This window comes from Ruegeria sp. BE3 (assembly GCF_056538865.1).
In genome coordinates, this window is record NZ_JBQFTW010000007.1 from 18,045 (window position 1) to 31,029 (window position 12,985).

15 protein-coding genes are annotated in these 12,985 nt (G+C 58.9%); 8 read left to right on the forward strand and 7 right to left on the reverse strand.

Annotation, left to right across the window (positions count from 1 at the left end):
• The 3 genes from ACR0AZ_RS15510 to ACR0AZ_RS15520 form a co-directional block, all read right to left on the reverse strand.
• Positions 1-1,659 (reverse strand): U32 family peptidase, encoded by a 1,659-nt coding sequence (locus ACR0AZ_RS15510; protein ID WP_480667821.1) that lies wholly within the window; start codon positions 1,657-1,659, stop codon positions 1-3.
• A gap of 63 nt (positions 1,660-1,722) precedes the next feature.
• Positions 1,723-2,061: a hypothetical protein gene (locus tag ACR0AZ_RS15515; protein WP_480471670.1), complete on the reverse strand. Its 339-nt coding sequence runs from the start codon at positions 2,059-2,061 to the stop codon at positions 1,723-1,725.
• A complete protein-coding gene (locus ACR0AZ_RS15520) occupies positions 2,058-2,978 on the reverse strand; it encodes a DnaJ C-terminal domain-containing protein (RefSeq protein WP_480667822.1) in 921 nt (306 codons plus the stop codon). The genes ACR0AZ_RS15515 and ACR0AZ_RS15520 overlap by 4 nt, the downstream gene beginning before the upstream one ends.
• A gap of 160 nt (positions 2,979-3,138) precedes the next feature.
• Here ACR0AZ_RS15520 and ACR0AZ_RS15525 point away from each other — a divergent pair, with 160 nt between their 5' ends.
• A complete protein-coding gene (locus ACR0AZ_RS15525; protein ID WP_480667823.1) occupies positions 3,139-3,528 on the forward strand; it encodes a hypothetical protein in 390 nt (129 codons plus the stop codon).
• On the opposite strand, the gene ACR0AZ_RS15530 is transcribed toward ACR0AZ_RS15525, so the two are convergent.
• Positions 3,523-4,620 (reverse strand): cystathionine gamma-lyase, encoded by a 1,098-nt coding sequence (locus ACR0AZ_RS15530; RefSeq protein ID WP_480667824.1) that lies wholly within the window; start codon positions 4,618-4,620, stop codon positions 3,523-3,525. The two genes, ACR0AZ_RS15525 and ACR0AZ_RS15530, sit on opposite strands and share 6 nt — an antisense overlap.
• 3 nt (positions 4,621-4,623) lie before the next feature.
• Positions 4,624-5,466 (reverse strand): LOG family protein, encoded by an 843-nt coding sequence (locus tag ACR0AZ_RS15535; RefSeq protein ID WP_480667825.1) that lies wholly within the window; start codon positions 5,464-5,466, stop codon positions 4,624-4,626.
• An 80-nt stretch (positions 5,467-5,546) separates the two neighbouring features.
• Between ACR0AZ_RS15535 and ACR0AZ_RS15540 the strand changes: the two genes are divergently transcribed.
• Positions 5,547-6,458 carry a threonine/serine dehydratase gene (locus ACR0AZ_RS15540; RefSeq protein ID WP_480667826.1) on the forward strand — a complete coding sequence of 304 codons (912 nt, stop codon included), beginning with the start codon at positions 5,547-5,549 and terminating at the stop codon, positions 6,456-6,458.
• Positions 6,459-6,564: 106 nt separating this feature from the next.
• Positions 6,565-7,392, forward strand: coding sequence for a 2,3,4,5-tetrahydropyridine-2,6-dicarboxylate N-succinyltransferase (dapD, locus tag ACR0AZ_RS15545; protein WP_480667827.1), 828 nt, complete (start codon positions 6,565-6,567; stop codon positions 7,390-7,392).
• Positions 7,393-7,444: 52 nt separating this feature from the next.
• Here the strand turns inward: dapD and ACR0AZ_RS15550 are convergent, their stop codons facing one another.
• Positions 7,445-8,641: an aromatic ring-hydroxylating oxygenase subunit alpha gene (locus tag ACR0AZ_RS15550; RefSeq protein ID WP_480667828.1), complete on the reverse strand. Its 1,197-nt coding sequence runs from the start codon at positions 8,639-8,641 to the stop codon at positions 7,445-7,447.
• Between the two features lie 95 nt (positions 8,642-8,736).
• Between ACR0AZ_RS15550 and ACR0AZ_RS15555 the strand changes: the two genes are divergently transcribed.
• The 3 genes from ACR0AZ_RS15555 to ACR0AZ_RS15565 are packed head-to-tail and all read left to right on the forward strand — an operon-like array spanning position 8,737 to position 9,990.
• On the forward strand, positions 8,737-9,015 hold the full coding sequence (locus tag ACR0AZ_RS15555; protein WP_480667829.1) for a hypothetical protein: 279 nt from the start codon (positions 8,737-8,739) through the stop codon (positions 9,013-9,015).
• Positions 9,015-9,608 (forward strand): TetR/AcrR family transcriptional regulator, encoded by a 594-nt coding sequence (locus ACR0AZ_RS15560; protein WP_480667830.1) that lies wholly within the window; start codon positions 9,015-9,017, stop codon positions 9,606-9,608. The genes ACR0AZ_RS15555 and ACR0AZ_RS15560 overlap by 1 nt, the downstream gene beginning before the upstream one ends.
• 37 nt (positions 9,609-9,645) lie before the next feature.
• A complete protein-coding gene (locus ACR0AZ_RS15565; RefSeq protein WP_170763491.1) occupies positions 9,646-9,990 on the forward strand; it encodes a hypothetical protein in 345 nt (114 codons plus the stop codon).
• On the opposite strand, the gene ACR0AZ_RS15570 is transcribed toward ACR0AZ_RS15565, so the two are convergent.
• Positions 9,987-11,045, reverse strand: a complete 1,059-nt coding sequence (locus tag ACR0AZ_RS15570) for a transporter substrate-binding domain-containing protein (protein WP_480471680.1) — start codon at positions 11,043-11,045, stop codon at positions 9,987-9,989. The genes ACR0AZ_RS15565 and ACR0AZ_RS15570 overlap by 4 nt on opposite strands.
• Before the next feature lie 208 nt (positions 11,046-11,253).
• Between ACR0AZ_RS15570 and dapE the strand changes: the two genes are divergently transcribed.
• Positions 11,254-12,393 carry a succinyl-diaminopimelate desuccinylase gene (dapE, locus tag ACR0AZ_RS15575; RefSeq protein ID WP_480471681.1) on the forward strand — a complete coding sequence of 380 codons (1,140 nt, stop codon included), beginning with the start codon at positions 11,254-11,256 and terminating at the stop codon, positions 12,391-12,393.
• 3 nt (positions 12,394-12,396) lie between these two features.
• A complete protein-coding gene (locus ACR0AZ_RS15580) occupies positions 12,397-12,972 on the forward strand; it encodes a TIGR04282 family arsenosugar biosynthesis glycosyltransferase (RefSeq protein ID WP_480471682.1) in 576 nt (191 codons plus the stop codon).
• Positions 12,973-12,985: the final 13 nt, after the last annotated feature.

Consider the following 12,985-nt stretch of genomic DNA (forward strand, 5'->3'; position numbering starts at 1 on the left):
TCAGATCGCCCGGTCTTGTAACTTCAGGTCGCTCGCTTCCTGACGGCTGAGCTGTTCGCCCTGCTTGCGTTTGGACAGAACCTCGCGGGCCAGTGCATATTTCTCATCCTGCCAGAAGATCAGGCAGCCATTGCAGCCCTTACCGCAGCAGCCCTCGGTCCCGATGCGGTTGGTCTTGAAGCGGCGTTCATTGCCGTCCTCGCCGATCTTCTCGACCAGTTCATCGCGGCGGCGCGCATAGGCGGTGGGATTGTCGCGCCCGGATGTTTCCAGCCCCTGTACCAGCTTGTCAAAGCGGATGCGGCTCCAGTGTTCGTCGGTCAGTGCGCGCTCTTTTCGCAGGACGGAATAGACCGGGAATCGTGCGCGCAGGTCGTCGATGTCTTCGTGATCGAACAGGGCGAAGGGTATGCGGATGATGGTTTTCGAGCTGCCATGCACCACGTCCAGCCGTGTGCCATCCGATGCGCGTTCAAAGTCATAGACCCGCAGCAGCACCGTCTCGCGTGAGATGGGCGAGACGAAATCCAGCACATCGCCCGGTTCCAGCTTGTTTTTAACCTCGACCAGAAAGGCATCCTCGGTCACGTCGGTGACGATCCCGGCATATTCCCATTGCGCGATCGAGGCCGTGTGTTCGTAGTCATGCGAGTAGTTGGTCAGGCGGCCTTCGTGGAAAGCCAGCGTATAGCCGCGGTTTCCGACAGTTTCGAGCTCGCGCATATAGGGCTTCGGGTCCCAGTTCTCGGGATTCGCGTGATAATCGTCGACGGCCATGCGATAAGCCCGCGCGACGATGGCAGCGTAATATTCAGACTTGCCGCGCCCTTCGACCTTGAGGCTGTCGACCCCGATCTTCAGGTACTCATCCAGCTTCGGCATGATGCAGAGATCGCGGGAGTTGAGGATGTATGAGCCGCGATCATCCTCTTCGATAGGCATCAGATCACCGGGGCGGCAGCCTTCTTCCAGCAGAAACTCGAACAGGTCGGCGTTTTCCTCGGTGATGCGCAGCTCCTGATGCGTGCCATCCTTGAGGCGCAGTTTCAGCCCATAGTTCCAGCGGCAGGAATTGGCGCAATTGCCCTGATTGGCCCCGCGTTCGGCCATGAAGTTCGACAGCAGGCAGCGGCCCGAATAGGTCATGCACATCGCGCCATGAACAAAGGCCTCAAGCTTGATATCGGGGCATTTCTCGCGGATTTCCACCAGTTCGGGGTAGGAAACCTCGCGCGCCAGAACCACCAACTCAGCCCCCTGATCCTGCCAGAACTTCACTGACAGCCACGAGCAGATATTGGCTTGAGTCGAAATATGCAGCGGCAATTCGGGAGCCCGTTCGCGGACGTATTGGAACACGCCCGGATCGGCGATGATCAGCCCGTCAGGTTTCACCTTGCGCACCGTGTCGATATATTCGTCCAGCTTCGGGATGTCTTTGTTGTGCGAAAACAGGTTCAGCGTCAGATAGGCGCGCCGTCCATGGCTATGACAGAACTCTACGCCCTCAATCACCTCTTCCAGCGAGAACTCGGACTTGGTGCGCAGCGACATATCCGGCGTGCCCAGATAGACAGCATCCGCGCCGTAGAGAATGGCGAGTTTCAGTTTGCGCAGATTGCCCGCAGGCATCAGCAATTCGGATCTGGACTGGGTCATGGGACTACCGGGCAAGAGGTCAAGGCGGCCTTCTACGCCATATCCTGTGCCACCAAAACCCCGTTACCTGCGACGGAACCGCGCTGTGCCTATGACCTCGATCAGCTGTTGGCGCACGGGTTCGGGCTGTGTCTCGACGGCATTCAGAACCTCGCGCAGTTCAGCCCGCAGCCCGTGCATCTGGTCGATCAGAGAGATCATCATCGACAGCGCGTCGGCCTCCATGTCGTATTGCTCGTGCAATTCGCAGGCCAGTTCCAGACGAGCAACATCGATACTGTGATACACCATGCCCTGGTCCGATTGCTCAGGGATCACGATCTCGGCCGCCAGATACTCTGTCAAACGGTCCGAGGTCAGGCGGGTGACGGTTTCGATCAGTTCCTTCTCAGTCAGGGTCATGACGGCATTCCTTTCCGCGGATCATAGCTGTGCGTCTCACGCCATGTCTCCATGAACTGCTTCAACTCATCATCGATCTTGTCCGGCATGGTGACGGTCAATTCGATCAGCTGATCCCCACGGTCCGAAGACCCACGTTTCTTGACCCCCTTGCCCCGCAGCCGCAGGGTTTTGCCGCTGCTGGTGCCCGCCGGGACGCTGACACTTACGCCGCCATCGATCGTGGGCGCAGGGACTTTGCCGCCCAGAATGGCTTCGTCGACCGTGATGGGCAGCGTGATGTGGATGTCGTCGCCCTGACGGTCAAACACCGGGTGCCCGGCGACAGACACTGTCACCAAAGCATCACCCGGCGGGCCTTCACCATACCCCGGTGCCCCTTTGCCCTTCAGCCGGATGGTCTGGCCATCGGTGATGCCGACGGGGATCTTAACTTCGATCCGGTCGCCATCCGGCAAGGTCAGTTTCTGGCTGGCCCCAAACACCGCATCCAGAAAACTGATCTGCAGTGAGTAGTTCAGATTGTGACCTGGCGCATGAAACTCTTGCGTGCGCTGACCTCCAAACCCGCCGCGCCCGCGCATGAATTCGGCGAAGATATCGGACATATCGTCGGGGTGCGCCTGACGGCCGCGATAAGGGTTGCCAGCAGCCTCGGCATAATCGCGATAATACTGTTGCTGGGGCCGCTCCTGCCCCGCAGCATCAATCTCGCCATTATCGTACTTAGCGCGCGTCTCGGGGTCTTTCAGCAGATCGTACGCGGCTGCGGCGGCTTTGAACTTTGCCTCTGCCTCGGCATCGCCGGGTTTCAGGTCCGGGTGGCACTCCTTCGCAATGCGCCGATAGGCTTTCTTGATCTCGGCAGCACTGGCATCTTTGGCGACACCGAGAACGGAATAGGGATCGTCGCTCATCTCACCTCTCGTGGGTTTGGGTGGGGCTGATCTTGATGAAGGTATTTTATCATGTGATTTCAACAGGTCAAAATGACAGAGGCTCTGAATTACCTCGCAAAATCCAATTGCCCTGCTAATATCTGCATGTTTCGAACTGTCATTTGCCGGAGGTCGCCCCATGTCGCGCAGAATAAAGTCCGCCCTCGCCTTGTTGGCCGGGAATGCCATCGGGTTGTTGCTGGCCTCGCTGCTGCTGGCGGGCTTTGCGGTCAAGCCGATCTCGTTCATCGTGGTGGTGATTGTGTTCACGCTGGTTCAGGTGGTGGCCGAGCCGCTGATCCTGAAGCTGGGCGAAAAGAAAGCCCCGGCGCTGAAAGGCGGGATCGCGCTGATCGTCACCTTTGTGGGATTGCTGGTAACCGATCTGATCACCGCTGGGCTGACAGTCGGCGGCATTTCCAACCTGCTGGCCGCGACTTTGCTGGTCTGGCTGGGAGCTTTGATCGCCAGCATCGTGCTGCCGATCTATGTGTTTACCGAGCTGCGTGAGCCCAAGAAGAAATCATAGCGCGTTCAGACTGGTCTCGATCGCCTGCCACAGCTCTTCCACTGGTTCGCATCCGACCGACAGCCGGACGAAAGCGGGGTCGACATCGTCACCCCAGCGCGCGCGACGTTCGGCCGAGCTGTGGACGCCGCCGAAAGAGGTCGCGGGGCGCAGCAGAGGGCAGCCATTGATAAAGGCCTCGGCCTTGTCTTCGCTGTCCAATGTCAGGGAGAGCAGAAAGCCGAACCGTGTGGTTTGGGCGTGCGCCAGCGTGTGCGAGGGATCATCAGTCAGACCGGGATAGCGTACTTGCTTCACCGACGGATGCTTGGCCAACCGCTTCGCCAACATCTGAGCCGAGGTACACATGCGGTCGAACCGTACATCCAACGTCTCCAAACCGCGATGCAGCAACCACGCCTCATGTGGTCCGGGGATCGCCCCGGAGACTTTGCGCCATTCCTCGACCCGTTCCATGATCTGATCGTTGCGGCTGGCCACATGGCCCATCAGCATGTCAGAATGACCACCCATCGCCTTGGTATCCGACGAGACGACAACGTCGATGCCAAGGTCCAACGGGCGCTGGCCCAGCGGTGTCATCGTTGTGTTGTCGGCAATCGTGATGCCGCCCGCAGAGCGTACCTGTTCTGACACCGCCCTAAGGTCGATCATGTCCAAACCGGGGTTCGAGGGGCTTTCGACGAACACCACGTCGAAGACGTCAAAACCACCTTCGGCAAACGCAGTGGTGGGGCGTTCCTCGACCACGACGCCGAGGCGTGACAAGAATCGATCTGCCAGAAGGCGGGTAACGTAGTAACCGTCTGACGGGATCAACAGGCGTGAACCAGCTTGTACGGTGGCAAAAAGCGCCGCCGAGATCGCCGCCATGCCCGACGGGAAGCTGAGGCAGGGTGCCGCTTCCAGATGCGACAGCACGTGCTCCAACTGCACCCATGTCGGGTTGTCGACTCGGCCATAGGTCGCGTGCCCATCAGGGGCGCCCGGCAGATGGTACATGCTGCTTTGCGTTAAAGGCAAAGCCACAGGCTCACCCTTGTTCAGAGCGTTTCCGCGCAAGTGCAACATCTCTCCGGTCTTGGGTGCCATAGTTCAGCGCCCCGGAATTTCGTCGCGGGGTGGGGCGGGCTTCCAGTTCTCGATGATGTCGACCGCCTCTTGCGCGGTGTCGACAAAGCGGAACAGGTCGAGGTCTTCATCCGAAATGGTGCCTGCGTCTGCGAGGGCTTCCCAGTTGATGACCTTCTCCCAGAACGCGCGCCCGAACAGCAGGAAGGGAACGCGGTCCATCCGGCCGGTCTGGATCAGGGTGAGGGATTCGAACAGCTCATCCATCGTGCCGAAGCCGCCCGGGAAGATTGTGATGGCGCGGGCGCGCATCAGGAAATGCATCTTGCGGATGGCGAAATAGTGGAAATTGAAGCTGAGGTCCGGCGTCACAAATTCGTTCGGCGCCTGTTCATGCGGCAACACGATGTTCAGTCCGATGGAACAGCCACCCGCATCCTGTGCGCCACGGTTTCCTGCCTCCATCACGCCGGGGCCGCCGCCCGTGACGATCACGTTCTCACGGCAGCCGGTCTGGTTCGACTTCTCCGTCATCAATCGGGCGAACTCGCGCGCTTCGTCATAATACTGCGACAGCCCCGCTAATGTTTCTGTCCGTGCAGTGTGCTTTTGCGATGGCTCGGGAATCCGCGCGCCACCAAACATGACGATGGTCGAGGTGATCTCGCGTTCGCTCATGATCATCTCGGGTTTCAGCAACTCCAGCTGCAGGCGTACGGGGCGCAGCTCGTCGCGACACAGGAATTCGTCATCGGCGAAGGCAAGGCGATAGGCCGGGGACCGCGTCTGGGGCGTGTCCGGAACCTCGCTCGCGGTTGAGCGGTCGGTTTGCGCGTCACGGAACGGGTTGTGGCGGTCTTCTCTCATCGGTGATCGATCCCTGCTTGCGTGTTCATGAAACAGCTATAGGGTTCGCGGGCAGAGTGCCAGTCACGGAAAGACAAGTAATGGATTGGAAGAGTGAAATATCCGCCGCGCGGGATCGCATCGCCGGTTACGCGCAGATTACGCCGGTGATGGAAAGCAACATGCTGGGCTATCCGGTCGAGATGAAGCTTGAGCATTTGCAGCACACCGGCAGCTTCAAGGCGCGCGGGGCGTTCAATACGTTGCTGAGTATGGATGTGCCAGACGCGGGCGTCGTTGCAGCCTCTGGCGGCAACCACGGTGCGGCAGCGGCTTATGCCGCGCAAACGCTGGGATATCCGGCCAAGATTTTCGTGCCCGAGTTGGCAGGGCCGTCAAAGATTGCGTTGATCGAACAGACAGGCGCGGACCTGAGCGTTGTGTTCGGTGAATACGCAAACGCGTTGATGGGTGCGCAGGCGCACGAGGCCGAATCCGGCGCGATGCAGATCCATGCTTATGATGCGCCCGCAACTGTGGCCGGGCAGGGCACTTGTTTTGCTGAGTGGGAAGCACAGGGACTGCAGGCTGACACCGTTCTGATCGCAGTAGGCGGCGGCGGTTTGATCGCGGGCGCACTTGCGTGGTTGCAGGGCGCACGCAAAGTTGTGGCGGTGGAGCCAGAAACCTCTTGCGCCTTGAACGCTGCGTTGCAGGCGGGTGAACCCGTGGATGTCTCGGTTTCGGGCATTGCTGCGAATGCGCTGGGCGCACGGCGGATCGGATCGATCTGTTTCGAACTGGCGCAGGGGATGGCTTCGGTTCTGGTCACGGACGAGGCCATCGCAGAGGCGCAGAAGCGGTTGTGGCAGGCACATCGTATTCTTGTCGAACCCGCGGGCGCGACGGCGTTGGCTGCACTAATGTCCGGCGCTTACAGGCCCGCACCGGATGAAAGTGTTGCCGTACTTATCTGCGGTGGCAACATTTCTCCGGACCCGTTGGGCGCCTAAGGGGGCAAGTCAGCCGCAAACCGCGCGTTCTGCGTCGCATTGCGGCCAGTTCCGCGCGCGCTTATACGCAAGACCAACGTGAATAGATTCTGCAGGGAGCCCTCACATGTCCAATGCGCAACTGGAAGCCGCCATCGAAACCGCCTGGGAGGCGCGCGACACCATCACCCCCGCCACCACAGGCGAAACGCGCGAAGCGATCGAGGATACGCTGAACGCGCTGGACAGCGGCTCTCTGCGTGTGGCTGAGAAGCGCGACAGCGGAGACTGGCACGTAAACCAATGGGCTAAGAAAGCGGTTCTGCTGGGCTTCCGCATCAAGGATATGGAAATTCAGGCCGGTGGTCCGCAAGCCGGTGGCTGGTGGGACAAGGTGGACAGCAAGTTCGCTGGATGGGGTGAAAACCAGTGGCGCTCGGCCGGGTTCCGCGCCGTGCCGAACTGTGTGGTCCGCAAATCGGCCTATGTTGCGCCGGGCGTGGTGTTGATGCCGTCGTTCGTGAACTTGGGCGCATACGTTGATGAAGGCACAATGGTTGATACCTGGGCCACCGTTGGTTCATGTGCGCAGATCGGCAAGAACGTGCACCTGTCGGGCGGCGTCGGCATCGGTGGCGTGCTAGAGCCGATGCAGGCTGGCCCGACCATCATCGAAGACAACTGCTTTATCGGCGCGCGCTCGGAAGTGGTCGAGGGTTGCATCGTCCGCGAAGGCTCGGTTCTGGGCATGGGCGTGTTCATCGGCAAATCGACCAAGATCGTCGACCGCGAAACCGGAGAGGTCATGTATGGCGAAGTGCCGCCCTACTCGGTTGTCGTAGCGGGCTCAATGCCGTCGAAGAACAACGTCAGCCTGTACTGCGCGGTTATCGTGAAGCGCGTCGACGAAAAGACCCGTTCGAAAACCGGGATTAACGAGCTGCTGCGCGACTGATCCCATAGATTCGGTTTGAGAAGGCCGCAGAGCGCACGCTCTGCGGCCTTTCTTATTTCGGCATGAATTCCAGAACTGTTTGCTGAAAGAAATCAATCGCCGCTTCACCTCCGGCCCCTTTGGCCAAAGGACCAACTTGATATCGTGGTGATTGAAGGGCGCGCTGCATCTTTTCGCAAACCCAAACATCCTCGGTCTGGAAATCTCCGGTTTCCAGCGGGTGTTGCGTCCAATGAGAGGATTTGATCCGGCCGGTTTCCTGGTCATATCCAGGTATGTCCGCCGCACGATGACTGTAGCTAAACCAGCCTCTGGGCGACCAGTTTCTGACCCGCAGCAGTGTTGTGTTGGCATCCACCGACTCCATCACCGAGATCGAAAATCCCCAGGGGTTTGGCGTCAGGATTGTGGTTGGAAACAGCATATAGACCCCGCCATAGCCGGGGGTGTCTGCATTCCGAACCGTTTTCAAACCTGACCCTTTCGCCGAGTTTTCCACAAATTGAGGAATACGATGTTTGACGCCTTCACGCTCGGTCGACCACCAGACCATGTTGTGTCCAAAGACTTCCCAGAGGTTCTTGTCGTGGGTCGGGCCGCCCAGCGTGTCCTTGTGCAGATAAGCCAGATGGTAGCCGTCGATTGCATTTTCAAAGAAGACCTTCCAGTTGCAGCTGATCTCATAGATCACATCGTCCGGATTCTCCTGCATCTCGGTTGACGCCAGATCATGAGGCCACGGGACCTGATCCAGATCGCCGAGCCATGTGTCAAAGCTCTGATCCGGTTCAGGATGAACAAATACAAGGTTGCGAAACACGCCGACCGAAGCGCCGAATAGCCCAGTAGCTTTCTTATCCAGATCCGGGAAGCATTCGCGCTGGGCCGGGACGCCACGCAAAGCGCCATCCAGGTTGTAGACCCAGTTGTGATAGGGGCAGACGATGGTTTTACCTGCGTTGCCGCAGCCTTCCAGCAATTCGGTTCCGCGATGACGGCACTGGTTATGGAAGGCGCGTAAGTCCCCGGCTGCATCCCGTATGACGATCAGAGCATAGTCTCCGGCCTGAATCGTTCTGAAATCGCCGGGTTCGGAAAAATCCATGGTCACCCCGGCGAAGGTCCAGCAATTGCTGAACAGAGCTTTCTGCTCGGCCTCAAACCACGTGTCTGAGATGTATGCCTCGCGCGGCAGGCGTTGTTGGGGTTGCTCTGGAAGTGCGGCAAGCAGCGGCATCGGTGAGTCCATTGATTGTCAAATATGATAATTATCAATATTGACAATCAATGACCGAATGTCCAGATTTGATCTGAAGATTTTTTTACGGCTGACATGGAGGCAGGATGAACTTCGCTCACACCCTGAAGCATCAGAAATGGATGACTGTATTGATACTGGCAGTGCTTCTTGTTTCTACTGTCGCTGGCTTCTATGGCCTGTGGGGGCTGTTATTCATCTTCTGGGGGGTGCTGTCGGTACGCTCGGGGCAGGCTTTTCTGATTGAGCCGATTGACCGGGCAAAGGATCCTGCCTTGTTCTGGTTGCTCACGGTTCTGTGGATTTCACTGGGGCTTCTCTACATTCTCACAGATGTCTTCCAGCTCTCTGCGAACGGGTTCTGATGCCACGCCCCAGCCTGAAAGACGCCAGATCCGAACAGATTCTGAACGCCTTTATGCGCTGCGTCGCGCGATATGGGTTGGACGGTTCGACCCTGGCTCGCATATCGGAGGAAGCGGGTGTCGGACGACCATTGCTGCGCCACTATCTGGGCAATCGGGATGAGATGGTGCGCAAACTACTGGAGCACGTCCTGAAGGTATTTGCAGATCAGACAGAGGCGCTTTTTGGTTCTCTGCCGCATTCAGGTCGGGTAGAGGCGATGATAGAGACGTTGTTTGGTCGCAGCGCCTATTCCTCAGAAAGCGCCGCAGTCTTCGCGGCATTGGTCGCTGCATCTGAGCGGCATGAGGATCTTCGAGAGCCCTTGCTTGGGTTCATCTATGATTTCGAAGCGAGGATTGCCGCTGAAATCACGCGCGAACACCCGGGTGCAGATGCGCGGGACGTTCAAGTCGTGGCTGCGGGGATGTCCGCAATCTATTTCAATACGGATGCGGTGATGCCGTTGAGCCCTCGGGGCGATTGGCGCGATACGCAGCGCGCAGCCGCAGAGATGTTGCTGGCCCACTTGGCAAGCGCTGCCAGCGATTGAGTTGACCGTTTTGCCAGGTCGGCGTATTGCGGGCGATATGGAAAAGCAGAAAAAACCTTCGCGCCAGCAGGTCTATACGTTGTTGGTTCAGATTGGCCGCAAGGATGGCGACGGCCTGCCCGAAGGGGCCACCGGCGCGGCACTGATGTGTTTTGCCAGCGGTGTGGATGAGGCCGAGGCCGTGCGCGAGACGGTTGCGATCCTGAAACAGGCTGATACTGCGCCGCTGGATGTCACGGGATATGGCACCTTGGCCGAGCGTGAGGCGCAGGGGCACGATATTGAACCGGATGAGCGGGCATTGATGCAGCGGGCTCTGGATGAAAACGCCGTTATCGTGGCGCAGATGACGCCGTTTTTCGGAGACGAGGAAACCGCTTAGTTCGGCGATCCGAACCACTTGCGGTAGATTTCATCATATGTGCCATCTTCGCGTAGTGACAGCAGCGCCTGGTTGACGTCTTCGACCAAAGGTGAACCCGTCGGGAATGCAATCCCATAGTTTTCGCGCAGGAAGACGCCGCCAGTCATCGTAGCGATGCGCCGCCCTTCGTGCGACGCGTAATAGGACAGGATCGGTGCGTCGAACACCACCGCGTTCAATTCGTCATTTTCGAATGCGGCCAGCATCTCTTGCAGGCCGGGATAGCCGGCAAACTCGATCTCGCGTCGGTTCAGGAAACTGGCCGCTGTCGATCCGTTGATGGTGCCGACCTCTTTGCCATAGAGGTCATTTACCGAATTCACGCTGCCCGTAATGGCATCTATGGTCATGACCGAGGTGATACGCGCGGTGAAGACTGACACGATGAACAGCGATGACACCACCAGAATCACACCCAAAAGACGACCAAACGGGGTGCGCGGCATCCGTTCTTCAAACCCGCCATTGACGACGAGGTTGAGGGCCCACCAGAACGAGGGAAACCAGGCTTCATTCAGTTCGCGGTCAAAGTAAGGTTGCGCGCGGCGTTCAAAACCCCACATCAGCATCCCGCCGCCCAGCAGGATCGCAAAGGCCAATCCTATAGCGATGAACAGTTCGCGCGATAGCAACGCCTGCAGCAGTGATGGCCTGCGTGTAGCTTCGGACGGCACCATGATCTGCAGGCCAGCCTCAAAGATCGGCTGGCTGAAGTCCATCTGCGTCTCGCGCATTGCCGTGATCGAGATGTTTGCAATCGCCAGATCGGCCGAACCGTCCTGAACCGCGCCTAGCATTTCGCTGAACCCTTCGACCCGGTTTACGGAATACTCCCAGTCCAGCGACTCGGCCAAAGCCGCCAGAAGATCCATCGAGAATCCGGTCTGGGCGCCATCCTCGACAAATGAGAAAGGGGCGCGGGTCACTGTTGTAACCGTAAGGGTCTGGGCCTGGCTCTGCTGCGCGAAGACGGCGAAAGTCAGGCAGATCAATACGAAGAGGGCACGCTTCATGGTCAATTCACCTGTTTCGCGGCCCTCTACCTCAAATTGTTGCAGCGCGGCAAGGTCGCCGCTAGGTCAAGGCCCATGTTTTGTTGGGGTATCAAACCGAGAGTGCCTGCGGATCAATCGGGAATTTTAGCTCTTCAGGGTTGGCATTCCGGTCAATTCGTTGAATCTGTGCAGGAACACAGGCACCCGCAGCGATGAAAGGCCCATTATGACCGACCCCGTTCAGCTGACCGCAGATTTAATCCGTTGCCCATCGGTCACACCCGAGGAAGGCGGAGCGTTGGTTTTGTTGGAACAGGTCCTGTCGAAAGCTGGCTTTGACTGCATCCGCGTGGACCGGGGTGGCGTCAGTAACCTGTTTGCGCGGTGGGGAAGCAAAGCGCATGCGAGTAGCTTTGGCTTCAACGGTCACACGGATGTTGTTCCGGTGGGCGATGAAGCGGCATGGACCAAACCTCCGTTCGGGGCTGAAGTACATGATGGGGTGATATTTGGCCGCGGGGCAACCGATATGAAATCGGGTGTGGCGGCCTTTGCTGCAGCGGCAGTGGATTTCGTCCGTGATACGCCTCCGGACGGGGCAATCATTCTGGCCATCACCGGCGATGAAGAGGGGGACGCGCTGGATGGCACCACCGCGCTGCTCGATCATATGGATGCGACTGGTGAGCAAATGTCGGTGTGCCTAGTGGGCGAGCCCACTTGCCCGAACCGGATGGGCGAGATGATCAAGATCGGTCGGCGCGGATCGATGACGGCTTGGTTCACAGCGACCGGCGTTCAGGGCCATTCAGCTTATCCACACCGGGCCAAAAACCCCTTGCCCGCGATGGCGCGTCTGATGGATCGGCTGGCCAGTCATGAACTGGATCAAGGCAGCGACCATTTCGACGCCTCGACGCTGGCCATTGTCACCATCGATACCGGGAATCCAGCGACCAATGTGATCCCGGCCCAGTGTCGTGCGGCCGTCAACATTCGGTTCAATGATCTGCATTCGGGGTCCAGCCTCAGCGATTGGCTACTCGAAGCGGCGGATCAAGTGGCCCGGGAGTATGGCGTACAGATTGATACGAAAATCAAGATCTCGGGCGAAAGCTTCCTGACCCCACCCGGCGCATTGTCGGATCTGGTGTCTCGGGCGGTAGCGGCAGAGACGGGCCTCACACCCGAACTGTCGACAACCGGTGGTACTTCGGATGCGCGGTTTATCAAGAACCACTGCCCGGTGGTCGAATTTGGCCTCGTTGGCCGGACGATGCATCAGGTGGATGAATGCGTCGAGGTCGCCCAAATCGAACAGCTTAAGGCGATCTATACCCGAATCCTGGCGGACTATTTCGCCTGATCCATGCAGCGCACTTTGGTGATCATGGTAAAGGAACCCCGCCCGGGGCGCGTCAAAACGCGGCTGGGTCGCGACATCGGCATGGTCGGTGCGGCGTGGTGGTTTCGTCATCAGACCCGGTCTTTGATCCGGCGTTTGCGCGATTCGCGCTGGCAGATCGTGCTGGCCGTCGCTCCGGATCAGGAGGGGCTGATCAGTCGAATCTGGCCCGCTGACCTGCCCCGCGCAGCGCAGGGGTGGGGTGATCTGGGCGACCGAATGGGCCGGATGCTGCGCGGGATGCCCAAAGGCCCGGTCTGCCTGATCGGTGCGGATATTCCGGGGGTCACGCGCAGGCATATCGCGCAGGCGTTTGATGCATTGGGGCGCACGCAGATGGTGTTTGGCCCCGCGCCAGACGGGGGATACTGGTTGGTCGGTGCTCAGCGCTATGCGGCCTTGCCCCGCAGTCTGTTTCGCAATGTACGCTGGTCGACCGAGCACGCCTTGGCCGACACTCTGGCTTCAATCCCCGGCTCTCGTGTTGCATTGCTCGACCAGCTCCGTGATGTGGATACTGTGACTGATCTGAAACCCTAGGTTTTTTGGTCAT